Genomic DNA, 310 nt, shown 5'->3' with positions numbered 1-310 from the left:
TGCGTTTAACCGTACAGAAGCGGTTGAACCGCCGGCTCCGACGCTTCACGGGCTGTTCACCCGCCGCGCCGCGCTTTCGCCGCATCGTCCGGCGCTCCGTTTTCCGGGCGGTATGCTGACGTACGCTGAGCTCGATCAGTACACAGACAGGCTCGCCGTTTGGCTCCGCCAAAAAGGCGTCCGCAAAGAAAGCATGGTCGGCGTACTCGCTGAACGCTCGCCGGAGATGGTGGTTTCTGTGCTTGCCGTGTTAAAAGCGGGCGGCGCCTATGTGCCGCTTGACCCGGAGTATCCTGAGGACAGGCTGCGC

The 310-nt window shown here is 62.9% G+C and carries 1 protein-coding gene; it reads left to right on the top strand.

Going from position 1 to position 310, the window contains the following annotated elements:
* On the top strand, positions 1–310 hold a 310-nt coding region (locus G9F75_RS19780), incomplete at both ends, for an AMP-binding protein (RefSeq protein ID WP_167409341.1).

Source organism: Bacillus sp. EKM208B (genome assembly GCF_011800725.1).
GTDB lineage: Bacteria > Bacillota > Bacilli > Bacillales > Bacillaceae > Bacillus > Bacillus velezensis.
This window is presented reverse-complemented; position numbering and strand designations above follow the sequence as displayed.